Here is a 24,623-nt window from a genome sequence, read left to right on the forward strand (position 1 = left end):
CCCCGGTCCGTGGAGCAACACGCGCGTCACGATGCGGCCTCCCCGCTCTGGCGGAACGCGTCGAACGCGGTGAGGAGGGCATCCGTCGTCAGCGGGTCTCGGACGGCGAGGCGCACCCACGAGCCGTCGAGGCCGGGAAAGGTGTCGGCGCGGCGTGTCGCGAACCCGGCGTCCCGCCACGCGGCGTGCGCGCCCGCTCCGACGCGCGCGAGTACGAACGGGGCGGCCGACGCCAGCACCGGCACGCCGCGTGAACGCAGGCCGCGGTCGAGATGCTCGCGCCACTGGCTCGTCTCCTCGGCCCACTCGGCGACCTGACGCGCGGCGGGGGCCGTCATCGCGTACCGCGTCGCCTCGAGGGCGAGTGAGTTCACCGACCAATGCGGCTGCTGCGCGCGCAGCGTCGCGATGAGGGCCGCGTCGCCGACGACATGGCCGGCGCGCACCCCGGCGATCGACCACGTCTTCGTCAGCGATCGCACGACGAGCACCCCGGTCATGTCGCCACCGATGAGGCTCTCGCTCTCACCGGGCACGAGATCCATGAACGCCTCGTCGACGACGAGCACGCGTCCGGAACCGCGCAGCTTCTCGAGCTGCGCGCGCGGGTGGAGCACGCCCGTCGGGTTCGTCGGGTTGCCGAGGACGACGAGATCGGCGCCGTCGAGCGCCGCGACGTCGGCGTCCCCGAGGTGAGCACCGGAGCGGACGTGGAGCACGTGCGCCCGGGCCGGGCACCCGGCGCGACGCAGCGCGGCGTCGGGCTCGCTGAACTGCGGGTGGACGACGACGGGTGCGCGCGGCGCCAGCGCCCGCGCGATGAGCGTGAACGCCTCGGCTGCTCCGTTCGTGAGGAGCACCTGCTCGCGTGCCAGCCGATGGTGCACGGCGACCGCGTCGGTGGCGGTGCGTGTATCGGGGTAGTGAGCCGCCTCGTCGAGCACGCCGCGCAGGGCGAGCCGCAGGTTCGCCGGGGGCGTGCTCGCGCGGACGTTGACGGCGAAGTCGACGAGCCCGTCACCGACCTCGGCGTCACCGTGATGCTCGTCGCCGGGCGTCGCACCGCCCGGCAGCGCCGCGTCCACTCGCGCGTCGACACGCGGGCGGGGCAGGCTCGGCAGCGTCGTCGCGACGAGGCCCAGGCCCGCCGCGCGATGCGTGGCGGCGGCGAAACGGTCTGCGAGCTCGGGGTGCCCCGCCCAGTGCGTGTGCAGGTACGAGGCGTGGACGGTCGGCTCGCTGCCGGAGCCGTGGGCGGCGGAGAAGCCGTCGGCACCCGCGTCGAGCAGCCAGGCCGCGTGGCCCCCACCTTCGCCGTCACCGGCGGCCGGCGTCGTCAGCGTGCGGTGGAACTCGTGGCCGCGCACCCGCGTGCCCGCGTCGGCGAGAAGCGTGTCGACGGGTGCTTCGGCCTCGCGGTAGCCCAGCGTCAGCCGTGGTGACATCGCCGCCGTCGCGGGCAGTACCCCGGAGAAGCGGTGACCATCGACGGCCTCGAGGAGATAGAGCATCCCGGCGCACTCGGCCACGGTCGGCAGCCCCGACGTCACGGCGTCCCGCAGCTGGGCCAGCAGGCTCGTGTTGGCCGCCAACGAGCGCGCGTGCACTTCGGGGAAGCCGCCGCCGAGGTAGAGCGCGCGGGTGCCAGCGGGCAGTGCGCGATCACGGACGGGGTCGAACACGACGGGTTCGAGACCTCGCGCGCGCATCATCTCGAGCGTCTCGGCGTAACGGAACGTGAAGGCACGACCCCCAGCGACGGCGACGACGGGGGCGTCCCGCCCGGCCGTCGTCGGCGCCGCAGACAGGGGTGCGGGTGACCACGGTTCGTCGGCGAGATCGGGTGCGCCCGAGGCGATCTCGAGCAGCGCATCGAGGTCGATGTGAGCGGCGGTGCGTTCGGCCAGTCGGTCGAGTGTCGCGCGTGCGGCGTCCCGTTCGTCGGCCGGGACGAGGCCCAGATGCCGTGACGGGACGCTCACCCCCGCGTCACGCGGCAGCACACCGAGCACCGGCACGCCGATGCGTTCGCACGCGCGCCGCACCTCGCCTGCGTGACGTTCGGAGCCGGCCTTGTTGAGCACGACGCCCGCGACGTCGAGCTGCGGGTCGAACATGCGCAACCCGTGGATGCTCGCGGCGACCGAACGCGACGACGAGCTGATGTCGACGACGAGGACGACGGGGGAGTGCGTCAGCGTCGCGACGTGCGCGCTCGAGGCGAACCCCTCCGTGCCGAGGCGCCCGTCGAACAGCCCCATGACGCCCTCGATGACTGCGACGTCGGCGGGCGCCGGCGTCATCGCGCCGTGCACGAGCATCGGTGCGACGCGTTCGGGGCCGACGAGCCACGGGTCGAGGTTGCGCCCGACGCGTCCTGTCGCGAGCGCGTGGTAGCCGGGGTCGATGAAGTCGGGGCCGACCTTCGCGGGCGCCACCTGCAGGCCGCGCGCGGCGAGGGCGGCCATGACGCCGACGCTCACCGTCGTCTTGCCCTGCCCGGACGCCGGCGCGGCGAGCACGACGCGCGGCAGTCGCGTCACCATTCGATACCTCGCTGGCCCTTCTGGCCGGTGTCGAAGGGGTGTTTGACCTTCGTCATCTCGGTGGCGATGTCGGCCACCTCGAGCAGCGCCGGGTGCGGGTCGCGCCCGGTGATGATGACGTGCTGATTGCCGGGTCGCTCCGCCAGGGTGCGCGCGACCTCCTCGCCGTCGATCCAGCCCCACTTGATCGGGTAGGTGAACTCGTCGAGCACGTACATCTGGTGCGTCTCCGCCGCGAGGCGACGCTGGATCTCGCGCCAGCCCTCGAGCGCGTCCGCGGCGTGGTCGGCCTCGGTGCCGCCCTTGCGCGACCACGACCAGCCCGAACCCATCTTGTGCCACTCGACGGGCCCGCCCCGGCCGGTGCGCTCGTGCACCTCGCCGAGCGCCATGAGCGCCTCCTGCTCGCCGATCTTCCACTTCGCGGACTTGACGAATTGGAACACGCCGATCGACCACCCCTGGTTCCAGCCGCGCAGTGCCAGCCCGAACGCCGCGGTCGACTTGCCCTTGCCCGCGCCGTAGTGGATGGCGACGACGGGTCGGTTGCGGCGCTGACGCGTCGTCAGGCCGTCGTCCGGGGTGACGGTCGTTTCTCCCTGGGGCATCAGGCGGCCTTTCCGTGCGGCGCGCGAGCGGCGGCGACGGCGTCGACGAGGCCCGAGGCGGAGACGTTCTCGAGGGGCACGTGCGTCGCGCCCATGCGGTGGGCGAGGTCGGCGGCTAGGCGCATGCGGAAGCGTCCGCTCTCGCAGTCGACGACGACGGTGTCGACGCCGAGGCCCGGCCACGCCGACGCGGTGCGCTGGGCGCGCGCGAGGGCATCGGGCCCGCTCGTGGCGCGCCCGTCGGTGACGACGACGACGAGCGCGCGCCGGCGCGGGTCGCGTCGGCGTTCACGTTCGAGGGTGCTCGCGGCCAGCGTGAGCCCTTCCGCGAGGGGCGTGCGTCCGCCGTGCGGTAGCTGTGTCAGTGCCGCGGCCGCCCGATCGACGGACGACGTCGGGGCGAGCAGGACGTGCGCGTCGGCGCCGTTGAACGCGACCAGCCCGACCTTGTCGCGACGCTCGTACGCATCGAGCAGCAGCGACAGTACAGCCGTCTTCACCTCGTCCATGCGCTTGCGCGCCGCCATCGAACCGGAGGCGTCGACGCAGAACAGCACGAGATTCGACTCGCGCCCCCGCAGCCGGGCGTGGCGGACGTCGTGCGCCGCGATGTCGAGGCGGCCCCGCGTCCCCGCGGTGCGACGCGACGCTGCGCTCGTGATGGTGGCCGTGACGTGGACGCGGCCGGTCGTCGTCGGGGAGACACCGATGACGCGTCCGCGCGTCGTCTCGGACGCGCTGCGCCGACCGGCCTCACCGCGACCGACACCGCGCACCTCGAAACGGCGCGGACGGTACGGCGTGCCCGCCGAGGCCGTGCCGACGGCGGCGGCTGCGCCGGTTCGCTGCTCGGAGGACGGCTGCTCCTGGGAGGACTCCTCCGCATCGGACGGCGAATCGTGCTGCGGATCAACCGAATCCGACGAGGACTCAGTCGCCCGATCGCTCGATGCCGGTGGCTGCTGCGAGCCAGCCGGTGGAGGCCCGGCGTCATCGTTGCCCGGCGCGTCGTCGTCGTTGTCAGGCGCGTCGTCACCGTCACCCGGTTGGCCGTTCGGGTCGTCGTCCGAACCACCCGACGGGGGCTGCGGATCGTCGGGGCCTTCGGGGTCGGTCGGCGGTTCGGGTTCTTCGTCGAGCAGCCGGTCCAGCAGCTCCTCGTCGAGGCCGGGCGGGTCGAACGGCCCGCGTCGGCGACGGTGCGACAGCGCGAACCGGGCGGCGACGCGGATGTCCTCACGCGTCACTCGGTCGCGCTCGCACCACGCGGCGTGGGCGCGCGCCGCGCGGGCGATGACGATGTCGGCGCGCATGCCGTCGACATCGAATCCGGCACACACACGGGCGATGGTGCGTAGCGCCCACGCGCTCAGGTCGACGCCGTCGAGGGCCTCCTGCGCCCGGACGATGCGTGCCCCGAGCTCGGTCTCGGCTGCCGCGTAGCGGGCAGAGAACGCGTCCGGGTCGGCATCGAAGGCGAGGCGACGGCGCACGACCTCGGCACGCTCGTCGGGGTCGCGGGAGGCATTGACGTCGACCGACAGCCCGAAGCGGTCGAGCAGCTGCGGGCGCAGCTCGCCTTCCTCGGGGTTCATCGTCCCGACGAGCACGAAGCGGGCCGGGTGCGTCACCGACATGCCGTCACGTTCGACGGTGTTGCGACCCATCGCCGAGGCGTCGAGCAGCAGGTCGACGAGGTGGTCGGCGAGCAGATTGACCTCGTCGACGTACAGCAGCCCGCGATGCGCCTGCGCGAGCAGACCGGGGTGGAACTCGGTGCGGCCGGCGCCGAGGGCCTGCGCGAGGTCCATCGAGCCGGTGACGCGGTCGTCGCTCGCACCGACAGGAAGTTCGACGAGGCGCGTCGGGCGTCGCTCAGCGGTGACGGCCGCATCAGCGCCGATCGGGTGCGGGCCGTCCGGGCAGTCCGGCGCGGGGTCGGCGGGGTCGCACGAGAAGCGGCACCCGGCGACGACGTCCACCCGCGGCAGGACGCCGACGAGACCACGCACGATCGTGGACTTCGCGGTGCCCTTCTCACCCCGAACGAGAACGCCGCCGATGGCGGGGGAGATGGCCGTCAGGACGAGGGCGGTGGACAGGTCGTCGGCGCCGACGACGGCGGTGAAGGGAAAACGGGGCATCAGTTCGCCTCCTGGCAAGTGACCACGCTTGCCGCTCGGGGGCACCGACGCCGGACGACGCCAGTGGTCGCGGCGACGTCCTGGCTTACCCCGTCGGGGATCACAGTGGCGGGACCGCTGCCGGATTCGCACCGGCATTCCTCGCGCGCGACGGCCCCATCATGACAGACGCCGACGCCGCCCGAGGCCCCGGCGGGGCATAGGGTGTCGCCCATGATCGAGGTCGTCGGCATCGAGGACGGTGGGTGGGCGCTGCTGCCCGCCCACCTTCGGCAACTCGTCACGGACGCTGACGTCGTCGTCGGCGGGCGACGGCACCTGGAGCTGCTGCCGCAGGTGGAGGGCCAGGAGCGCCGCACGTGGCCGCGCCCGTTGCGCGACGGGCTGCGCGAGCTCCTGTCCCATGCCGATGACCATGCCCATGGGCGCGCCACGTCGTCCGACGCCGACGAGACGGACGATGCCGCGTCCGGGCGCGTGGTCGTGCTCGCCTCTGGCGATCCGCTGCGCTCGGGTGTCGCGACGACGCTCATCGACGAGTTCGGTGCGGGCGCCGTCCGCGTCCATCCCGCACTGTCGAGCGAGACCCTCGCGCGCGCCCGGATGGGGTGGGCGGCCGAGAGCGTCGACGTCGTGACGACAGTGGGCCGCAGCATCGAGCGAGTGCGCCCATTCGTCACGCCCGGAGCGCGACTCGTCGTGCTGTGCTCCGACGCGCGCGGCCCGGGCGAGCTCGCCGCGCTGCTCGTGCACTCGGGAGCACCGGAGGCGAGGCTGACGGCCTGGTGGCACCTCGGCGGGCCCGGGGAAGGGTCGCTACAGGCCACCGCCCAGGGGTGGCCCGACGGGGAACGCGACCTCGCCGAGCCGATTCCCGACCTCGTCCTCGTCTGCGTCGAGGTGCCCGACGAACTGGGCGCGGCCGACGTCGTCGGGACGGTTCCGGGCCGCGCCGAGACGTGGTTCGGCAATGACGGGCTCATCACGAAACGCGACGTGCGGGCTGCGGCGCTCGCGCGATTGCGCCCCACGCGCGGCGCGCTGCTCTGGGATCTCGGCGCCGGCTCGGGGGCCGTCGGCATCGAATGGGCGCTCGCCGCGCCCGATGCTCGCACCGTCGCCGTCGAACGCGATGCCGTACGCGCCGAACGCGCCCGCGAGAACGCCCGCGCCCTCGGAGTCCATCATCGCGTCGACGTCGTCGAGGCGAGCGTCCACGATGTAGCCGTCCACGGCGCGCAGCACCCCGATGGCACCGCCTGCGGCCCCTGCCGTGACGGCGTCGCTCGCGCCACGAGCGACGCCCGTCACAGCGCTCCCGATGCGGTCTTCTTCGGTGGCGGGCTGAGCGCTGAGGCTGTGGACGCTGCCCTCGCGGCTCTACGCCCCGGTGGCCGCCTCGTCGCTCACGCCGTCACGCTCGAGAGCGAGAGCATCCTCCTCGACGCCTGGCGCACGCATGGCGGCGACCTCACGCGCCTGGCCGTCGAACACCTCGAACCCCTCGGCCGACTGCACGGCTGGCGCCCCGCGCGCGCCGTCGTCCAGTGGAGCTACGCGAAGGATCTGACATGACCGTTCACTTCATCGGTGCCGGCCCCGGCGCCGCCGACCTGCTGACGCTGCGCGCGGCGCGCCTGATCGAGAGTGCGCAGGTGTGCTTGTACGCCGGCACCTACCTCGACGACGCCGTCCTCGCCCATTGCCCGCCGGGCGCGCGCCGCGTCGACACACAGCACCTCACCCTCGACGAGATCATCGACGAGATCGTCGCCGCGGATGCGCTGGGGCACGACGTCGCGCGTCTGTGCTCGGGCGACCCTTCCGTCTACAGCGCCGTGGCCGAACAGGGCCGTCGCCTCGACGCAGCCGGTATCGCCTGGGACGTCTGCCCGGGCGTGCCGGCCTACGCGGCCACAGCCGCGCGTGTCGGACGCGAGCTGACGGTGCCCGAGGTGACGCAGTCGGTCGTCCTGACGCGTGCACAGCGCGATTCGACGCCGATGCCGGCGGGTGAGGAGCTCGCGAACTTCGCGCGGACGGGGGCGACACTCGTGCTCCACCTCGCGATCCGTCACACGCGGCGGCTCGCACGCGAGCTGGCCGAGCACTACGGCACCGACTGTCCCGTCGTCGTGGGCTCGCAGGTCAGTAGCCCCGACGAACTCATCCTGCGCGGCACGCTCGCCGACATCGCCGATCAGGTCGAGGACGCGGGGCTGCGGCAGGCCGCCGTCATCCTCGTCGGGCCTGCGCTCGCGGCCCACGGCTTCGCCGAGTCGCACCTCTACAGCTGCAGCCGCGAACGAACGTGACGCACGAGAGCCACCGCGTCATCGGCGGTGGCTCTCGGGTGGCCTGCTCGGTCGGTGTCCTGACCGGCCTCGCTCAGAACCGGTGCGTCGGGTTCTGCCCGTCGACGTCGTTCGTGCCGTTCGCGCCGGGGTAGGGGCCCTGTTGCGCCTGGTAGGGGCCGTTCTGGGTCTGACGACGCTGCTGTTGCGCGAAGGCTTGCTCGCGCTGCTTGCGACCGCGACGCACCATGAAGAACAGGACGAGCGCGGCGACGACGAGCAGCGGCAACCCGATGAACATGAACACGAGCCCGCCGAAGAATCGCCCGACCCCGCCGCTGCGACGCTTCTTGCGGGACGGCGTGCGCCGCCGCTCGGGCTGCTGCCCGATGGACTGATGGTTCGTCGACGCGTCGACGAACGCGACGTTCTGGGCACCGGGCGCCGCAACGCCTGCCGTCCCAACGCCCCCGGTGACAGCTGCGGCTCGTGCTGACGACGCAGACCAGACGCTGGTCGACGCGGCAGCCACCGACGTGGGTTCAGCAGCGGACGCCGGGCCCGCGCCTTCGACGAGCAAGCAGACGACAGCCGCGCCGGCGACAAGAATTTGACCCATCGTTCTCCCCCTTGAACGGTGATGTTCCGGTATCACGTGCATCTAACCGGGGTTCGTGACGGCCCGCAACCGAGCCCGCACCCCGCGTCGGCCTGATATCTGTCTCAGGCAGACTCGCGTGGCTCAGGCGGGCTCGTCCAGCGCGAACTGATCGAGCAGCGCGTCGATCTCGGCGGGGTCGTGTCGGCCGGGCTGCTCCGGAGCCCCGGCTTCGGCGGAGGCCTCGACGAGCGCCTCCCCGAGGTGATGGGCCTCGGCGGGCGAGAGGTTGGTGTCGCGGATGAGGTCGTGGACGTCGCCGCGGGCGACGAGATGCACCTGGGCCCCATCCACCTCGACACCGAGCGTCGAGCCGTCGGGGTAGGTGACCGACGGCGACTCGGAGGAGCCGGCGTGGGGGGTGAAGTCGCTCATATCCCTGACGCTACGTGCCCGCGGGTCTCCTGTGTCCATAGAGACCCGACGGTTTTTCGACCGCCGACGTGATCACCTCGTCGGGACGTATCGCGCCGTCCACACGCGCCCGTCCGCCGTGGTGCGGGTGCCCTGGGAGCCGACGATGACGAGGCAACCCATGTCGATCGTCTCGGGGTCGAGCGCGGCCACACTCGTCACCTCTAGGGCCTCCTGCTCGCGGCCCACATGACGTGCGACGACGACGGGTCGATCGCCTGGCAGCTCTTCACGCAGCACGGCGAGCGCCTGGGCGAACTGGTGAGGGCGGCTCGCCGAGCGGGGGTTGTAGAACGCCATCGCGACGTCGGCGCGGGCACAGGCGCGCAGACGCGCGTCGATGACGTCCCACGGCTTGAGGCGGTCGGACAGCGAGATGAGCGCGTGGTCGCCACCGAGCACGGCTCCGGCCAGCGCGGCCGCGGCGTGCGCCGCCGTCACGCCGGGAACGACATGCACGGGCACCGAGGCGAGTGCGGCGTTCTCGGGTCGCTCGCGCGCCTCGAAGACGGCCGACGCCATCCCGAACACCCCGGCGTCGCCCCCGGAGACGACGGCGACATCGTGCCCGTCATGCGCCAGTTCGAGGGCCTGGGTGCCGCGATCGACCTCGACCGTGTTGCCGCTCGGGAGCCGGACGAGGCCATCGCGTGTGGGGACCCGGGCCACGTAAGGCGCATAGCCGATGACGCACGAGACGCGCCCCAGGACGTCAGCCGCCTCGGGCGTCAGCCAGGCGTCGGGGCCGGGCCCGAGCCCGACGACGAACACGGTTCCGGGCTCGCCCGACCTCTCGGACGTCGCTGCGGCGGGCACCACGCCGGGGACTCGCTGCATCGCGGTCCGGCTCGAACTGCTCGCGCTTCCCGACGCGCGGCCGGCGGCGTCGGCGCGTCGATCGAGCCCGGGCACGACCACGAGCGACATGTACGGCACGTGCGCCGGGTCGACCTGTGTGACAGGGAGGAGGCGTTCACCGTCACGGCTCGCCCGCTCGACGTACCAGGCGCGCTCGAGCAGGCCCGCCTGGGCGAGTGCTTCGCGCACGTTCGCGAAGGTGCGGCCCAGCTTCATGATGACGGCGGCGTCGGTGTCGGCGAGGCGGCGCGCCATCTCGGTGACGGGGAGGGTGCCGGGCAGCACGGTGAGCACGTCCTCGTGCCTGCACAACCCTGTCGACAGGCCCGCGGACGCCGCGGAGACCGACGTCACCCCGGGCACGACATGGGCGTCGAAACGCTCGGCGAGCAGGTCGTGGACGTACATCGACGAACCGAAGAACAACGGGTCGCCCTCGGCGAGCAGGACGACGCTGCGTCCGGCCTCGAGGTGGGCGCCGAGGCGCTCGGCGCACTCGAGGTAGAACGCCGCCATCGCACCGTGGTAGCCGCCGGGATGGTCGATCTCACCCGTCGTCACGGGGTAGACGAGCTCTTCCTCGACGACGCCGTCCGGGATGAGATCGGCCGCGATGGCGCGCGCGGTGCTCGGACGATGACCGGCGCGGTGGTAGGCGACGACGTCAGCGGTCTCGATGAGCCGAGCGGCCTTGCGGGTGATGAGCTCGGGGTCACCGGGGCCGACGCCGACGCACCACAGGCTGCCCGTCATCACAGGATCTCCTGCTCGGTCGCGAGGGCGTTGACGGCGGCCGCAGCCATGGCTGAGCCTCCCCGGCGCCCATGGACGGTCAGCCAGGGGATCTGTGATCCGTCGTCGAGACGATGCTCGGCGAGAGCGACCTTGGACTCGGCGGAGCCGACGAAACCGACGGGCATCCCAACGATCGCAGCCGGGCGCGGGGCGCCGTCGCGCAGCATCTCGAGCAGGTGGAACAGGGCCGTCGGGGCGTTGCCGATGGCGACGACGGCGCCGTCGAGGTGCGGTGCCCACAACGACGCGGCGGCGGCCGAGCGAGTCGTCGACCAGGCCTGTGCGAGCGCCGGCACCTGCGGTTCGCGCAGTGTACAGATGACGTCGTTGTCGGCGGGCAGTCGGCTGCGCGTCACGCCCGCGGCGAGCATGTGCGAGTCGGTGATGACGGGCGCGCCGGCGCGCAACGCGGCGAGAGCGGCCTCGCCGACGTCCGTGCTGCCGGCGATCTCGTCGATGACGCCGACGTCGCCTGCGGCATGCGCGACCCGCACCGCAGCACGGTGGACGCCCTCGGGCAGGTGGTCGAGCGTCACCTCACGACGGATCGTCGCGAACGACTCGCGATAGATGACACGCCCGTCACGCTCGTAGTCGTAGCGGCGGGTCGGGGGAGCGATGTCGGTCATGAGCGGCCGTTCGGGTCGAGGATGTCGGTCAGGTTGTGAGGGGCGACGACGAGATGATGCTCGCCGGCGGGGCGGCCGCACGCACGCTCGCACCCGACGACGTGGACGCGGGGTGCGGCGGACACGGTGGCACGTCGATCATCGGCGCTGGCATGCTCGGGCGTGCTCGCAGCGATGACGCTGCCGATGCGGCTGTCATCGAGCGCCGTGTCACACCAGTTGCCGTCGTCGAAGATCCTCGCCGCGGCCCGCGTGAGGTCGAGCGTCGAGACGTCGGTGCGACGGCAGTACGGTGCGCCGACGCAGGCGCTGAATCGCGCTCGGGCCGAACCGGGTTCGGTGACGAACCCGGCGCCGCGCAGATGCCTGGTCGCGCTGGGCAGGTCGGCGCCGTCGCGCAGCGTACGCACGACGATGCTGCGCTCGGGGGTGACGACGACGTCCTGCGTCACCTCGTCCAGGGCGCGAGCGGCCGGCGCGTCGAGCAGGCCGAGCGGGAGATGAACCTCCAGGCGGCTCTTGGACGTGGCCGCCGCGGTGCCGGTCGCGGGCCGGGCCTCGGCGCGGGGCATATCGGCGGCGCTCACCTCGGCGGCGCGCACCCGCTCGTCGAGTCGGGCGAAGAACGGATGATCGTCGGGCAGGTCGGTGACGTTCCAGAACCGCCCGTCATCATGCTGCGTCGTCGCGACGAAGTCCTCCGCGACAGCGACCAGCGTCGCCGCGGCCTGGTGCGCAGCACATGCGAACGACCGGCCACCGACGCGCACTTCGCCGGCACGCATCTGATCGACGTGCATCTCACCGGCCCGCGAGCCGTCGTCGTCCGCGCCGAGAGCGAACGCGACATCGGCCGGCACCGCGGGCAGCGTCTCGTCCCCGGCGGCCAGCGCGAAGATCCATCGCCCCGACAATGACGCCAACGACGGCGTGTCGACGATCGCCGAATCCAGTTGCTGCACCAGGGAATCGAGCGACGCATCCGGCCCCGCGACGATGTTGCGCACCCGCTCGTGGGTTGCTGACGGCAGCATCCCGAGCGCCGCGACGGCGTCGACGAACGCGCCCGGCAGCGGCTCGTCCAAGCCGCGAAGCTGCAGGTTGCCGCGTGACGTCAGCTGCACGAACGGCTGGCCGAATCGTTCGGCAAGATCGCACACCGTCACGAGGTCATGGCTCGACACGCGGCCACCGGGCACGCGCAGGCGGACAATGGCGCCGTCGGCAGCTGCGAACGGGCGCAGCACACCGGGGCAGCGGTCGTCGACATCTCGTACGGGCACAGCGAGCAGCATACGAGCCGTCTCCGTTAGGCTCGGGCACGGTCGTCAGGTGATGGAACCCGGTGCGAATCCGGGACGGTCCCGCCACTGTGTGTCCGACGCGTGCGTCGGCGAGTCAGGAACGCCCTGACGATCGACTCCCGTGCCACGGGAGCCCTCTCATGACGACGCGGGCGTGGACACCCGCGAAGGAGCTGCCCTCATGGCGCGCATCGCCCTCATCTCGACCTCCGACACCGACCTGCTCAGCGCTCGCGCGAGCGGCGCCGACTACGCCGTCTCCAACCCGGGGCGCGTCCCGACGCACGGCGACGCCTCCGAGGGCGCCGACATCGTCGTCGTCCGCCTGCTCGGCGGCCCGCAGGATCTGTGCAGTGGTTTCGCGGCGTACGCCGCCTCCGGCCGTCCCGTCGTCGTGCTCGGCGGTGAGCAGGAGCCCAACGCGGCCCTCATGGAGCGTTCGACGACGCCGCCCGGTGTCGCGGCGCAGGCCCACGAGTACCTCGCGCAGGGCGGTGCGGCGAACCTCAAGGAGCTGCACGCGTTCCTCAGCGACACGCTGCTCATGACCGGCGAAGGCTTCGAACCGCCCGTCGTCACACCCTCGTGGGGTGTGCTCGAGCGTGCCGAGATCGCCGATGACGCCGAGAGCACCGACGGCGCCACGGCCACGAAGAAGCCCCGCGTCGCGGTGCTCTTCTATCGTGCCCAGTACGTCGCGGGCAACGACGCGTACGCCCATGCCCTCGCCGACGCGATCGACCGCGCCGGCGGCATCGGGGTGCCGATCTACGTCTCCAGCCTGCGCGAGGCCGACGCCGAACTGCTCGACCACCTCGCCGGTTACGACGCGCTCGTGACGACGGTGCTCGCGGCCGGCGGGTCGCGTCCGGCGTCCGCGGGCGCGGGGGAGGACGACGAGAGCTGGGACGTCCAGGCCCTCGCCGCGCTCGACGTCCCCATCGTCCAGGGGCTGTGCCTGACGTGGAGCCGTGAGCAGTGGGCCGCCTCCGATGACGGGATGACGCCGCTCGACGTCGCGACGCAGGTCGCGGTGCCCGAGTTCGACGGGCGCATCATCTCGGTTCCGTTCAGCTTCAAGGAGTTCGACTCGGACGGCCTGCCGTCCTACGTCGCCGACCCGGAGCGCTGCGACCGCGTCGCGGGCATCGTCGTCGGGCACGCGCGGCTGCGTCATCTCGACCCGTCGGAGCGCCGCATCGCCGTCATGCTGTCGGCGTACCCGACGAAGCACTCGCGCATCGGCAACGCCGTTGGCCTCGACACGCCCGTCTCGACGATCCGGCTGCTGCGCGCCATGCGCGAGGCCGGTTACGACCTCGGCGAACGCGGCGCGATCCCCGGTCTCGACGACGTCGAACCGATCGAGGGCGAGGAGCTCGACACGACCGCGGGCAACGCGCTCATCCACGCCCTGATCGCCGCGGGCGGGCAGGACCCGGAGTGGTTGACGGACGCGCAGCTCACCGACGCGCACGTACGTATCCCCTCAGCGCTCTACCGCGAGTGGTTCGCCCGCCTGCCCGAGGACCTGCGCGAGGGGATGAGCGAGCACTGGGGTGAGGCGCCCGGTGAGCTGTTCGTCGACCGCTCCCATGACGAGGCCGGCGAGATCGTCACCGCGGCACTGCAGGCGGGCAACCTCGTCATCCTCGTGCAGCCGCCGCGCGGCTTCAGTGAGAACCCCATCGCGATCTACCACGACCCCGACCTGCCGCCGACGCACCACTACGTCGCGACCTACCGGTGGATCGAGGAGGAGTTCGGCGCCCACGCCGTCGTCCACATGGGCAAGCACGGCAACCTCGAGTGGATGCCGGGCAAGAGCCTCGGCATGTCCGCCTCGTGCGGCACCGATGCCGCGCTCGGCTCGCTGCCGCTCATCTACCCCTTCCTCGTCAACGACCCCGGCGAGGGCACCGAGGCCAAACGACGCGCGCACGCGACGATCGTTGACCACCTCGTGCCGCCGATGGCGCGCGCCGAGAGCTACGGCGACATCGCCCGCCTCGAGCAGCTGCTCGACGAGTACGGCAACGTCAGCGTCATGGACCCGGCGAAGGCGCCGGCGCTGCAGGGCGAGATCTGGACGCTCATCCGCGCGGCCGAGCTGCACCACGACCTCGGCCTCGAGGACATGCCGGACGAGGACTCGTTCGACGAGTTCGTCATGCACGTCGACGGGTGGCTGTGCGAGATCAAGGACGTGCAGATTCGTGACGGTCTGCACGTGCTCGGCGCCGCGCCCGAGGGCGAGGGCCTGACGAACCTCGTCGTCGCGATGCTGCGCTCCAACCAGCTCTTCGGCGGTGCGAAGGACGGGCTGCCGGGCTTGCGCACCGCGCTCGGCCTCGACCCGACGAGTGACGACCGCGACGCCACCGACAACGCCGAGCGGCACGCGCACGCCCTCGTCACCGCATTGGCTGCTGCCGGGTGGGATGCCGCGTCGGTCTCCGATGTCGTCGAGGCGCACCTCGCGGGGTTGGCGGACGACGAGGTCGTCGGCGTCGACCGCGCCGGCGTCGAGGCGTCCCTGCGGTTCGCCTGCACCCAGATCGTGCCGCGTCTGCAGCAGACACCGCAGGAGATCACCTCCGTGCTGCACGCGCTCGACGGTGGGTACGTCGCCGCCGGCCCGAGCGGTTCGCCGCTGCGCGGGCTCGTCAACGTCCTGCCGACGGGCCGCAACTTCTACTCGGTCGACCCGAAGGCGATCCCGAGCCGCCTCGCGTACGAGACGGGCCGCGCGATGGCGGATTCGCTCATCGCCCGCTACCGCGAGGACGAAGGCGCGCTGCCCGAATCGGTCGGGCTGTCGGCGTGGGGCACCTCCGCGATGCGCACGAGCGGCGACGACATCGGCGAGATCCTTGCACTGCTGGGCATCATGCCCATTTGGGACGAGCAGTCACGCCGCGTCGTCGGGCTCGAACCGATCAGCCTCGAGGAGCTCGGGCGTCCGCGCATCGACGTCACCGTCCGCATCTCGGGGTTCTTCCGTGACGCCTTCCCGCACGTCGTCGCGATGATCGACGACGCCGTCAAGCTCGTCGTCGACCTCGACGAGCCGCTCGATCAGAACTTCCCGCGCGCGCACGCCCTCGCCGACGTCGAGACGCACGGCGACGAACGGCGCGCCCGCACCCGAATCTTCGGTTCGAAACCGGGTTCGTACGGCGCGGGCCTGCTGCAGGTCATGGAGTCGGGCAACTGGCGCAGCAACGACGACCTCGCGGAGGTCTACACGGCGTGGGGTGGGTTCGCGTACGGCCGCGACCTCGACGGCGCGCCCGCACGCGACGACATGGAGCGCAACTATCGACGCATCCAGGTGGCGGCGAAGAACGTCGACAACCGCGAATCCGACATCCTCGACTCCGACGACTACTTCCAGTACCACGGCGGCATGGTCGCGACGGTGAAGGCACTGACGGGTGCCGAACCCAAGGCGTACGTGGGAGATTCGACGAGCCCTGACGCCGTGCGCACCCGCACGCTGACGGAGGAGACCGCCCGCATTTTCCGCGCCCGCGTCGTCAACCCGCGCTGGATCTCGGCGATGCAGCGCCACGGCTACAAGGGCGCATTCGAGCTCGCCGCGACCGTCGACTACCTGTTCGGTTTCGACGCGACGAGCCAGGTCGTGCCCGACTGGATGTACGAGTCGATCGCGTCCGAGTACGTGCTCGACGAGACGAACCAGGCGTTCATGCGCCATGCGAACCCGTGGGCGCTGCGCGGCATCATCGAGAAGCTCGGCGAGGCGGCCGAGCGTGGACTGTGGGCGGAACCGAACCCCGAGACCGTCGCCGCGATGCAGCAGGTCTACCTCGACGTCGAAGGTGAGCTGGAGGAGTGAGCCCCGACGAGTCGCTGCGTGGAGTGCCGGCAGGGCCTGCGCGGGGTGCGCCGTCCCCGGATGTGGAGGGGATTCTGCGTCACGCCGGGGACGCCTCGCTCGCGGATTCTTCTCGGATCGCCGACTCGAGCGACGGAGATGGCTTCCGTCGTCCGACGCCTGTCATCGGTGACGCCTCGTCGGCGCGCGAACGCCGCGATGATCCGGCTGGCTGGTCCATGGGCGCGCAGGTGCAGGAAGCCCTCGCCGACGTCATCGGGGCGCGTCGTGACATTCGGCGTTACCGCCCCGACGCGGTGCCGGACGAGCTCGTGCGCGAGGTGCTCGCTGCGGGTCATGCCGGGCCGTCGGTCGGCCATTCACAGCCGTGGCGGTTCATCGTCGTGAGCGATCCGGCAACCCGGGATCGCGCTGCGCACCTCGCGGACACGGCACGCTTGCGGCAGGCGCGTCAGATGCTGCCCGAGCGGGCGGCGCGGTTGCTCGACCTCAAGCTCGAAGGGCTGCGCGAGGCGCCCGTCGGCGTCGTCGTTGCCTGTGACCGGCGCGTGCCCGCAGCGGGCGTGCTCGGGCGGGCGACGTTCACCGACACGGACGTCTGGTCATGCGCGTGCGCCATCGAGAACATGTGGCTGACGGCGCGCGCCCACGGCCTCGGCATGGGGTGGGTGACGCTGTTCGAACCCGCCGATCTGGCTGATCTGCTCGGCCTGCCCGACGGCGTCGAGACCCTCGGCTGGATGTGCCTCGGCTGGCCCGACGAGCGTCCGCCCGAACCAGGTCTGCAGCGCGCCGCATGGTCGGCCAAGCTGGCCCTCGACGACGTCGTGCTGGCAGAACGCTGGCCCGAGACGGGTGAGATCGATGCCACGGCACGCGGACCGGAGACCGTGGGTGTCGACGGCGGCCCTACGGCGTTCGGTTCAGGGGCCCCCGCGTCAGGCTTGCGTCCGACCGGGCCGCCACCGTCCTACCTCGCAGGACCCGAAGGCGCCCGTCTCGTCGTCGCCAGCGACGACGCCGACCGCCTGCTCGCTCCGCCGGAGGCGCTCGGGGTGCTCGACCGCGTCGTCAACCGGGTCGCCGCCATCGCCGGGCCGGACGTCGCCGGCGGCACACTGGTCCTGGCCGGTGCCGACCACCCGGTCACCCGCCACGGCGTGAGCGCCTACGCCTCGTCCGTGACGGCCGACGTCATGCGCGCGGCCAGGGCGGGCACTTCCCTTGGAGCGGCACATGCGCGTTCGGCCGGCCTTGCCTGTCTTGTCGTCGATGCCGGCGTGGACGGGCGGCAGCCGGCGCCTGCATCGGGTGCCGATGAGCTTCCCGCGGGCGTCCCCACCGAGCGCGTGGACCTCGTGGGGCCGCGGGGTGACCTGGTTGACGCCGACGCGCTCACCCCGCACGACGTCGAGGCGTGTCTTGCGGCCGGGCGGCGGCTCGGGGCGAGGGCCGGGGCGAGCGGTCTCGTCGTGCTCGGCGAGGTCGGCGTCGGCAACACGACGATCGCCGCTGCTCTCGCGGCGGCGCTGCTCGAGGCTCCGTCCGACGCTGTGCTCGGCCTCGGATCGGGCGCGGATGCCGCGATGATGGCGCGCAAGAAGCGCGTGGTCGAGGCCGCACTGGAGCGCAGCCAAGGCTCACGTGACGTCGCCACGAATCGGGGCGAGCGTGCCCGCCTGGCACTCACGCAGGTCGGTGGGCCGGAGGTCGCGGTGCTCGCAGGTGTCGTGCTCGGCGCCGCTGAGGCGCACGCGCCGATCGTCCTCGACGGACTGGCGACGTCTGTCGCGGCTTTGGCGGCCGCACGGATGGAGCCGTCGGTCCAGGCGTATCTCGTGGCGGGTCAGCGCAGCCGGGAGAGCGCGCACGGTCTCGTGCTCGACGAACTCGGCCTCGAACCACTGCTCGACCTGCGCCTTCGCGCCGGCGAGGGCGTCGGTGCGTGTCTCGCTGCGGGGATGATCTTGCAGGCGCTGGACGCGCGCCGCGCCTCCGTGCGCACGACCGATGCCGGCGGCGTACTCGGCGACGGTGATGCGGCAGGAGACAGCTGATGGGGCTGTATCTGTCCCACACGACCTGGGACGCGCGCGATCCGTTCGCCGTCGCGCAGTTCTGGCGCGCACTCATGGGATGGGAGATCGACGAGCCGGAGTCATACCGTCCCGGCTCGGACGAGTGCTCACTCGAGGCCCCGAACGGCACCATCGTGCTGTTCTACCGGGTGCCCGATGCGAAGCAGGTGAAGAATCGCGCCCACATGGATCTGCGGGCTCAGGCCTCGACGCGTGATGCCGAGATCGAGCGTGCCCTCGCCCTCGGCGCGGCGATGGTCGACGATCGCCGCAGCGACCTCGGCTGGGCCGTCCTCGCCGACCCAGAGGGCAACGAGTTCTGCATCCTCGACGGTTGAGAGCTGAAACCCTGTGTGGCGCGATCGCGGCTCTCACGACACCCCGCCTCTCAGGAACGAGACCCAGGAGTGCGGTGGCCGACGGCGGGGCCACTCGTCAGGATGCCGGCAGGCTCATCGCGTAGACGTCCATGACCCAGCCGTGCTCCTGCTTCAGGCGGGCACGAACGTCGACGATCTCGTCGATGACGTCGACGAGGCGGCCCGCGCGCAGCGTCTGCTGGGGCATACCGACATACGCGCCCCAGTGGATGACGAGGGCAGGGTGCGTCTCGACGAGGTGGCGGCAGGCGAGGTGCCCGTCGAGCATGACGACGACCGTTCCGAGGCCGGGGGACCATTCAGTCACGAGCCGTCGACCGGTCGTGACGTGCACCGGTTGGCCGATCTGGTGCAGCACGATGCCGTGCGCCGCGGCGAGGGTCTGGAACGCCGAGATGCCCGGAATGACAACCGAGTTCACCGGCCGATGGCGCGCCAGACGATCGACGACGCGGATCGTTGAGTCGTAGAACGCGGGGTCACCCCAGACGAGAAATCCGACGACGATTCCCGGCTCTAGCGCGTCGATCACCTCGCCCCACGCGTGAGCGCGCGCGTCGTGCCAATCGAGAACACCGTCGGTGTACTGGCGCGCGTCACGCTCGGCGTCGGGGCCGCGCCGCGGATCGGGGAGCGCGACGAACCGGTAGCTGCCCTCGGCCAGATGCGTGCGGCACAGTGCCTCGCGCACCTCGACGAGCTCGCGCTTCTCATCGCCCTTGTCGGCGACGAGGAAGACGTCGACCTCACGCATCGCGTCGATCGCCTCGAGCGTCAGATGACGCGGGGAGCCCGCGCCGATACCGATGACGCGAACCTCGCGAGGGGTCGTGGTGTCCGTCATGATTCAGCCCTTCCTCATCGCCAGGTCTAGCAGCGCGTCGACGTCGAGGTGTTCGTCGCAGGCGTCGGCGAGGGCGTCGATCATGGCTGAACGTCGGGCACGGAACCCCGTCGCGCCGCCGCGAGGCACCCACGCAGAGCCCGACGCGCGGGCGACGTCACTCAGCCACGCCCGCCGGAATCCGTCGTTCTCGAGGGTGCCGTGCCAGATCGTGCCCCACACGGCCCCCGCGCACGTACCGCCGGGAAAGTTCGGTTCGGCGGTGACGACACCGTGGTGGATCTCGTAGCCGTCGACGTCCTCGCCCCGCCACGTTCCAGCGGGCCGAGCCAACGTCTTCTCCGCCTCGAACCTCACCGATCCGCGCAGGTGCCCGAGCCCGTCGACCGCCCCGACACCGGATTCCACGGAATCCTCCAGCCGGTCGACGAGCATCTCGTAGCCGCCGCAGATGCCCAGCACCGGCGCCCCACGCCGAACGCGGTCGGCGACGACGTCGGCGAGCCCGCGGGCGCGCAGCCAAGCCAGATCACTGACGGTCGCGCGACTGCCCGGCAGGACGAGCAGGTCGGCCTCACGGCACAGGTCGGCGTCCGTCGTCACCCGCACGTCGACGCCCGGTTCGGCGGCGAGAGCATCGACGTCGGTCGCGTTGCTCGTGCGCGGAAACCGGACGACGGCGACGCTCAGACGCGCCTCGTCTGCATCGCCGCCCGCAAGACTCGGTCGCCACCGACCGATCGACAAGGCATCCTCAGAGTCGAGCCACACGTCCTCGAGCCATGGCAGCACGCCGCGGCAGGGCAGGCCAGTACGTCGCGTGATCTCGTCGAGGCCGGGCTCGAGGACGGACGCGTCGCCGCGAAACTTGTTGATGACGTACGCCGCGAGATGGCGACGATCGTCGTCGTCGAGCAACGCCCACGTCCCGTACAGCGCGGCGAGCACACCGCCGCGGTCGATGTCGCCGACGAGGGCGACGGGCAGGTCGAAGCGGCGCGCGAGCCCCATGTTGACGTAGTCGCCGCCGCGCAGGTTGATCTCGGCGGGGGAGCCGGCACCCTCGGCGATGACGACGTCGACGTCGCCCGCCAGCTCCTCGAAGGCCGTGAACGCCGCGTCCGCGAGGTGACGGCGGCCCGTCGCGTACTCACCGGCGCGCAACCGCCCTGCCGGTCGGCCACGCAGGACGACGAACGCCTCCCGGTCGCTGCCCGGCTTGAGCAGGACTGGGTTGTGCGCGCTCGCGGCCTCGACGCCCGCAGCCTCGCACTGCAGGTACTGCGCGCGCCCGATCTCGCTGCCGTCACGGCACACCATCGAGTTGTTCGACATGTTCTGCGACTTGAACGGGGCCACACGCACCCCGCGTCGCGCCCACGCCCGCGCGAGCCCGGTGACGACGAGCGACTTGCCCGCATCGGAGGAGGTACCGGTCACGAGGAGGCCATTCACGCCCCCACCCTAAACGTTTCACGAGGTCTCGCTCTGCGGCATGATGGCTGCGTCGGGCCCGCGAGATCCGCGGGGCCACCAGCTCGAAAGGCGCACCGTGCCTCGTTTCATCTCCTCCCGTTACCAGGCGGGTTCCGCGACGCAGATGTCCGTCATCGCCGAACGTGCGCGCGAGTTCGACGACGTCATCAACTTCAGCCTCGGCGACCCCGACCTGACGACCGACGCCGGCATCATCGAGGCTGCCGCGGCCGACGCGAAGGCCGGCCACACGCACTACACCTCGAGCCTGGGTTACCCGGAGCTGCGCCAGGGCATCGTCGACATGTACCGCGACGACTACGGTCTCGAACGCAGCATCGACGACGTCATGGTGACGACGTCGGGCTGCCACGCGATGTGGCTCGTCATGGAGACACTGCTCGACGACGGTGACGAGGTGCTCGTCATCGAGCCGTACTTCACGCCGTACCCGCACCAGGTGCGTCTCGCGCGCGGCGTGCCCGTCTTCGTGCCGACGACGAAGGAGAACGGCTTCCAGGTGACGATCGCCGACCTCGAGGCCGCCATCACGCCGCGCACGCGCGCCGTCATCGTCAACACGCCGTGCAACCCGACGGGTGTGCAGTGGAGCCGCGAAACGCTCGAAGGCGTCGCGCGGGTCGCGACGGAGCACGACCTCGTCGTCGTCGCGGACGACATCTACACGCTGTTCACCTACCGCGAGCCGTTCGTGCCGTTCGCGTCGCTGCCCGGCATGGCGGAGCGTACCGTGACGATCGGGTCGTTCAGCAAGGACTACCTCATGACGGGCTGGCGCATCGGGTGGATCCTCGCCCCGGCCGACTTCGTCTCGACGGCGCGTGACGTCAACGAGAACAACGTCTTCACCGCGCCCTCGATCTCGCAGCGCGCGGCCCTCAACGCTCTCGAACGACGCGCCGAGCTGCGTCCGCCCGTCAAGGAGCTCTACCGCGGCCGCCTGCAGCGCGCATATGAGCGCGTGCAGCGGCTGCCGCACATGGACGCCTTCGAGCCGCAGGGCACGATCTACCTGTGGGTCGACATCCGCGAGACCGGTCTGACGTCGCTCGAGTGCGCCGCGCGCATCGTCGAGGAAGCCCACATCCTGACGATCCCCGGCACCGCGTTCGGCGCGTCGGGCGAAGGGTTCCTGCGTCTCGCTGTCACCGTCGGCGAGGAGCAGATCGACGAGGCCTTCGACCGCCTGGAGCGCATGAGCATCTTCGGCGGCTGACGGCGGCCTGGGGGCGCTCGGCGCGAGCCGCGGGCACCACGTAGGGTTGGCCCTCGTGCCACGAGGGCACGACCCGGCTCGTGGCGATCGTCCGCGGGCTTGGGCCCCACCGACCCCGAAGCGTTGATGAGCTCCTTCACCACCCGTCTGCACGACCGTCTCGGCCTACGTACGTCACCGCGGATCTTCTTCGGCTCCGCTGCGCTGATCGTCGTGTTCACCGCGTCCATGGCACTCTTCCCCGACCCGGTGCGTTCCGTCTTCGGTGCGGCGGCACACTGGTTGCGTTTCGATCTCGGCTGGTTCTACACGGCGGCCGCGACCCTTCTCGTCGTCTTCTCGCTGGGGCTCGCCGCAAGCCGTTACGGGCGCGTCAAGCTCGGCCCTGACGACGCCGAGCCCGCCTATTCGGGGCTGTCGTGGTTCGCGATGATGTTCGCGGCCGGCGTCGGCGCGACGTTGATGTTCTGGGGCATCGCCGAGCCGATGAACCACTACGCGCGCCCGCCGCTCGGCGCGGCGCCCTACTCGGACGAAGCGGCGTGGGACGCGCTGTCGATCGCGAACTTCCACTTCGGCATCCACATGTGGGCCATCCTCGTCGTGCCCGGCCTGTGCTTCGGATACTTCACGTACAAGCGCAACCTGCCGCCGCGCGTGTCGTCTGCGTTCCATCCGCTGCTCGGCGACCGCATCCACGGCCCCATCGGCCAGGCCATCGACATCATCGCCGTCGTCTCCACCGTCTTCGGTCTCGCCGTCTCGACGGGTCTCGGTGCGCTGCAGATCAACTCGGGCATGAACGATGTATTCGGCGTGCCGATCGCCGGGTGGGTGCAGGCCGCGATCCTCGCCGTCATCACGGCGGCTGCGCTGGCGTCTGTGCTCGCCGGCATGGACAAGGGCGTCAAGAACCTGTCCTACGCCAACATCCTCATGGCGATCGCGTTGCTCCTCTTCGTGGCGATGACGGCGATGTCCGCCTCCGACGTGGCGCGCGGCATCGTCGAGTCGGCCGGTCGCTACCTGTCGCAGCTGCCGATGCTGTCGACGTTCAACGACACGATGCACCACGGCGCGTGGTCAGGTCAGTGGACGGTCTTCTACTGGGCGTGGACGGTGACGTGGGCGCCGTTCGTCGGGATGTTCGTCGCCAAGATCTCGCGCGGACGCACCATCCGCGCGTTCGTGACGGCATCGATCGGGCTGCCCAGCGCCTTCGTCATCGTGTGGATCGGCGTGTACGGCCTCACGTCGATCACGAGCGACCGAGCGAGCGCGAAGGCTGCGGGACAGGGCGGTTCGCTCGCGCACACGATCGTCGACGAGAACAACCCGCAGGCGGCGCTGTTCCAGTTCTTGCGCGACCTGCCCGGCTACCTGCCCGTCGCAACGCTGGCGCTCGCCGTCATCGTCATCTTCTTCATCACCTCGATCGACTCGGGCGCGCTCGTCATGGACGCCATGGTCAACGGCCACGAGGACGCGTCGGTGCGCCGTCAGCGCGTGTTCTGGTCGCTGTCGGTGGGCGCCGTCTGTGCTGCGATCATCCTCACGGCGGGCGAGGACGGGCTGTCGGCGCTGCAGGAGGTCATCATCGTCATCGGGTTCCCCATCACGGTCCTGACGGTCCTGCAGGCCTGGCTGTTGCTCCAGGCGCTGCGTGAGGACGCCGGAGCGGCACGCCCGATGCGGACCCGCCAGTGGAAGCAGGTGCTGCCCGCCGAGGAGTACGAGCGGCGCGCCGCCGAGGGCGTGCTCGACGAGGACGCCTACGTCGTCCTGCCCGAGTTCGAGGAGGGCACCGAGCCGGAGTTCGAGACGCACGTCCCGACGACGGCGCAGACGCAGCAGCAGGCCGCGGAGCGCGCCGCCGTCTCCATCGGGCTGACGGGGCCGGTCGCCGCGGGCAAGTCGGTCGTCGGCGACGCGTTCGAGCGCCGCGGCGCGGTCGTCGTCGAGTTCGACGAGGTGATGCGCGAACTGCTCGTGCCGGGCGAGGAAGCCCTCGACCGGTTGCGGGAGGTGTTCTCCGAGACGATCGCCCACCCCGACGGCTCGATCGACTGGCACACGCTCGACGACCTCACGACGCGCAGCCCCGCGGCGCGCGAGCGGATGTATGCCGTCATCGGCCCGTTCGTGCGTGCGGAGGCCGACGCCCGGGCCAAGGCCGTGGGCGATGACTCGGTGCTCGTGCTCGACCTCGCGCTGCTGACGGACGCCGCGACGCCGCGCGACTTCGACCACGTCGTCGTCGTGGAGGCGCCGGCGGAGGTGCGCGTCGAACGGCTCATGGCCGAGCGTGGACTGGATCTTGAGCAGGCCTGGGCGGAGATCGACGCCGACACGCAGGGGCGCGAGCGCAGCGACGCGGCCGACGTCGTCCTCTCGAACGAGGGCAGCATCGACGAGCTCGACGCCGCTGTCGGTGCGTTCTGGGAGGATGAGGTCGCACCGGCGCTGAACAGTGCCGCGACGCGCGTCTGAGGAGGC

At 71.5% G+C, this 24,623-nt stretch carries 17 protein-coding genes and 2 riboswitches; of the genes, 7 read left to right on the forward strand and 10 right to left on the reverse strand.

What is annotated here, in order from left to right; genetic code table 11:
• Positions 1-26: 26 nt before the first annotated feature.
• The 3 genes from ABH936_RS05760 to ABH936_RS05770 are packed head-to-tail and all read right to left on the reverse strand — an operon-like array spanning position 27 to position 5,298.
• Complete coding sequence (locus ABH936_RS05760) at positions 27-2,543, reverse strand: cobyrinate a,c-diamide synthase (RefSeq protein ID WP_404602813.1); 2,517 nt, start codon at positions 2,541-2,543, stop codon at positions 27-29.
• The gene (gene cobO, locus ABH936_RS05765) at positions 2,540-3,154 is read right to left on the reverse strand and encodes a cob(I)yrinic acid a,c-diamide adenosyltransferase (RefSeq protein ID WP_239303011.1); all 615 of its coding nucleotides are present in this window, start codon (positions 3,152-3,154) and stop codon (positions 2,540-2,542) included. Before cobO ends, ABH936_RS05760 begins: the two co-directional genes overlap by 4 nt.
• On the reverse strand, positions 3,154-5,298 hold the full coding sequence (locus ABH936_RS05770) for a VWA domain-containing protein (protein ID WP_404602814.1): 2,145 nt from the start codon (positions 5,296-5,298) through the stop codon (positions 3,154-3,156). Before ABH936_RS05770 ends, cobO begins: the two co-directional genes overlap by 1 nt.
• Positions 5,299-5,375: 77 nt before the next feature.
• Positions 5,376-5,439: riboswitch (cobalamin riboswitch) on the reverse strand.
• 72 nt (positions 5,440-5,511) lie between these two features.
• On the opposite strand from ABH936_RS05770, the gene cbiE reads away from it, so the two are divergent.
• Positions 5,512-6,873, forward strand: a complete 1,362-nt coding sequence (gene cbiE, locus ABH936_RS05775) for a precorrin-6y C5,15-methyltransferase (decarboxylating) subunit CbiE (RefSeq protein WP_404602815.1) — start codon at positions 5,512-5,514, stop codon at positions 6,871-6,873.
• Positions 6,870-7,613 carry a precorrin-4 C(11)-methyltransferase gene (gene cobM, locus ABH936_RS05780; RefSeq protein WP_404602816.1) on the forward strand — a complete coding sequence of 248 codons (744 nt, stop codon included), beginning with the start codon at positions 6,870-6,872 and terminating at the stop codon, positions 7,611-7,613. The genes cbiE and cobM overlap by 4 nt, the downstream gene beginning before the upstream one ends.
• 73 nt (positions 7,614-7,686) lie before the next feature.
• On the opposite strand, the gene ABH936_RS05785 is transcribed toward cobM, so the two are convergent.
• The 5 genes from ABH936_RS05785 to ABH936_RS05805 form a co-directional block, all read right to left on the reverse strand.
• On the reverse strand, positions 7,687-8,211 hold the full coding sequence (locus tag ABH936_RS05785) for a hypothetical protein (protein WP_404602817.1): 525 nt from the start codon (positions 8,209-8,211) through the stop codon (positions 7,687-7,689).
• A 123-nt stretch (positions 8,212-8,334) separates the two neighbouring features.
• A complete protein-coding gene (locus ABH936_RS05790) occupies positions 8,335-8,625 on the reverse strand; it encodes a hypothetical protein (protein WP_208065319.1) in 291 nt (96 codons plus the stop codon).
• A gap of 72 nt (positions 8,626-8,697) precedes the next feature.
• Positions 8,698-10,275, reverse strand: coding sequence for a precorrin-2 C(20)-methyltransferase (locus tag ABH936_RS05795; protein WP_404602818.1), 1,578 nt, complete (start codon positions 10,273-10,275; stop codon positions 8,698-8,700).
• Positions 10,275-10,946, reverse strand: coding sequence for a precorrin-8X methylmutase (locus tag ABH936_RS05800; RefSeq protein ID WP_074039381.1), 672 nt, complete (start codon positions 10,944-10,946; stop codon positions 10,275-10,277). The genes ABH936_RS05795 and ABH936_RS05800 overlap by 1 nt, the downstream gene beginning before the upstream one ends.
• Positions 10,943-12,241 carry a hypothetical protein gene (locus ABH936_RS05805; RefSeq protein WP_136788397.1) on the reverse strand — a complete coding sequence of 433 codons (1,299 nt, stop codon included), beginning with the start codon at positions 12,239-12,241 and terminating at the stop codon, positions 10,943-10,945. Before ABH936_RS05805 ends, ABH936_RS05800 begins: the two co-directional genes overlap by 4 nt.
• A 10-nt stretch (positions 12,242-12,251) precedes the next feature.
• Positions 12,252-12,373, forward strand: a riboswitch (cobalamin riboswitch).
• A 58-nt stretch (positions 12,374-12,431) separates the two neighbouring features.
• Between ABH936_RS05805 and cobN the strand changes: the two genes are divergently transcribed.
• Genes cobN through ABH936_RS05820 form a run of 3 tightly spaced genes read left to right on the forward strand, consistent with a single transcriptional unit; the run spans position 12,432 to position 18,528 of the window.
• Entirely contained in the window at positions 12,432-16,112 is a 3,681-nt protein-coding gene (cobN, locus tag ABH936_RS05810) for a cobaltochelatase subunit CobN (RefSeq protein ID WP_404602873.1), read from the forward strand.
• Positions 16,109-18,169 (forward strand): 5,6-dimethylbenzimidazole synthase, encoded by a 2,061-nt coding sequence (gene bluB / locus ABH936_RS05815; protein WP_404602819.1) that lies wholly within the window; start codon positions 16,109-16,111, stop codon positions 18,167-18,169. The genes cobN and bluB overlap by 4 nt, the downstream gene beginning before the upstream one ends.
• Entirely contained in the window at positions 18,169-18,528 is a 360-nt protein-coding gene (locus tag ABH936_RS05820) for a VOC family protein (RefSeq protein ID WP_239303002.1), read from the forward strand. The genes bluB and ABH936_RS05820 overlap by 1 nt, the downstream gene beginning before the upstream one ends.
• Positions 18,529-18,625: 97 nt before the next feature.
• Here the strand turns inward: ABH936_RS05820 and cobF are convergent, their stop codons facing one another.
• On the reverse strand, positions 18,626-19,414 hold the full coding sequence (gene cobF, locus ABH936_RS05825) for a precorrin-6A synthase (deacetylating) (protein WP_074039370.1): 789 nt from the start codon (positions 19,412-19,414) through the stop codon (positions 18,626-18,628).
• A 3-nt stretch (positions 19,415-19,417) separates the two neighbouring features.
• Positions 19,418-20,869 carry a cobyric acid synthase gene (locus ABH936_RS05830; RefSeq protein ID WP_404602820.1) on the reverse strand — a complete coding sequence of 484 codons (1,452 nt, stop codon included), beginning with the start codon at positions 20,867-20,869 and terminating at the stop codon, positions 19,418-19,420.
• A 97-nt stretch (positions 20,870-20,966) separates the two neighbouring features.
• On the opposite strand from ABH936_RS05830, the gene ABH936_RS05835 reads away from it, so the two are divergent.
• Together ABH936_RS05835 and coaE are read left to right on the forward strand one after the other, a co-directional pair.
• The gene (locus tag ABH936_RS05835) at positions 20,967-22,127 is read left to right on the forward strand and encodes an aminotransferase class I/II-fold pyridoxal phosphate-dependent enzyme (protein ID WP_404602821.1); all 1,161 of its coding nucleotides are present in this window, start codon (positions 20,967-20,969) and stop codon (positions 22,125-22,127) included.
• A gap of 126 nt (positions 22,128-22,253) precedes the next feature.
• Entirely contained in the window at positions 22,254-24,617 is a 2,364-nt protein-coding gene (coaE, locus tag ABH936_RS05840; protein WP_404602822.1) for a dephospho-CoA kinase, read from the forward strand.
• The last annotated feature ends 6 nt before the right edge of the window (positions 24,618-24,623 follow it).

Source organism: Dermacoccus sp. GAS27A, from assembly GCF_044909235.1.
Taxonomy (GTDB): domain Bacteria; phylum Actinomycetota; class Actinomycetes; order Actinomycetales; family Dermatophilaceae; genus Dermacoccus; species Dermacoccus nishinomiyaensis.

What these genes read in the sequence shown, in the direction of transcription:
- cobO (WP_239303011.1), bottom strand. Translation starts at nt 3,154, where the DNA reads ATGCCCCAGGGAGAAACGACCGTCACCCCGGACGACGGCCTGACGACG.
- ABH936_RS05770 (WP_404602814.1), bottom strand. Translation starts at nt 5,298, where the DNA reads ATGCCCCGTTTTCCCTTCACCGCCGTCGTCGGCGCCGACGACCTGTCC.
- cbiE (WP_404602815.1), top strand. Translation starts at nt 5,512, where the DNA reads ATGATCGAGGTCGTCGGCATCGAGGACGGTGGGTGGGCGCTGCTGCCC.
- cobM (WP_404602816.1), top strand. Translation starts at nt 6,870, where the DNA reads ATGACCGTTCACTTCATCGGTGCCGGCCCCGGCGCCGCCGACCTGCTG.
- ABH936_RS05785 (WP_404602817.1), bottom strand. Translation starts at nt 8,211, where the DNA reads ATGGGTCAAATTCTTGTCGCCGGCGCGGCTGTCGTCTGCTTGCTCGTC.
- ABH936_RS05790 (WP_208065319.1), bottom strand. Translation starts at nt 8,625, where the DNA reads ATGAGCGACTTCACCCCCCACGCCGGCTCCTCCGAGTCGCCGTCGGTC.
- ABH936_RS05795 (WP_404602818.1), bottom strand. Translation starts at nt 10,275, where the DNA reads ATGACGGGCAGCCTGTGGTGCGTCGGCGTCGGCCCCGGTGACCCCGAG.
- ABH936_RS05800 (WP_074039381.1), bottom strand. Translation starts at nt 10,946, where the DNA reads ATGACCGACATCGCTCCCCCGACCCGCCGCTACGACTACGAGCGTGAC.
- ABH936_RS05805 (WP_136788397.1), bottom strand. Translation starts at nt 12,241, where the DNA reads ATGCTGCTCGCTGTGCCCGTACGAGATGTCGACGACCGCTGCCCCGGT.
- cobN (WP_404602873.1), top strand. Translation starts at nt 12,432, where the DNA reads ATGGCGCGCATCGCCCTCATCTCGACCTCCGACACCGACCTGCTCAGC.
- ABH936_RS05820 (WP_239303002.1), top strand. Translation starts at nt 18,169, where the DNA reads ATGGGGCTGTATCTGTCCCACACGACCTGGGACGCGCGCGATCCGTTC.
- cobF (WP_074039370.1), bottom strand. Translation starts at nt 19,414, where the DNA reads ATGACGGACACCACGACCCCTCGCGAGGTTCGCGTCATCGGTATCGGC.
- coaE (WP_404602822.1), top strand. Translation starts at nt 22,254, where the DNA reads ATGAGCTCCTTCACCACCCGTCTGCACGACCGTCTCGGCCTACGTACG.